Genomic DNA, 219 nt, shown 5'->3' on the forward strand with positions numbered 1-219 from the left:
ATAAATGATTGTGATTATTAAGTAAAAGCTTTTCAATAATGCCTTTTTTCAAATAATCATTACCCTCTGGCCAGACAGCAAAAGCGGCACGGTGGCAGTATTGTGCGCGTACGGCAGCATCCGGAAATAATTCACAGGATAATTCACAGCTTATGCAACGAACACTCTGTAGCGGCTTTCTCTTCATCTACTATGCCCCTGTTATTTTCCATAAATATT

1 pseudogene is annotated in these 219 nt (G+C 39.3%); it reads right to left on the minus strand.

Features of this window, described 5'->3' with window-relative positions:
* Nucleotides 1-187, minus strand: a pseudogene (locus FDX22_RS30595) (helix-turn-helix transcriptional regulator); the annotation flags it as partial.
* Nucleotides 188-219 lie beyond the last annotated feature (32 nt).

The sequence above is a fragment of the Citrobacter sp. TBCS-14 genome, from assembly GCF_005280805.1.
GTDB classification, from domain to species: Bacteria; Pseudomonadota; Gammaproteobacteria; order Enterobacterales; family Enterobacteriaceae; genus Citrobacter; species Citrobacter gillenii.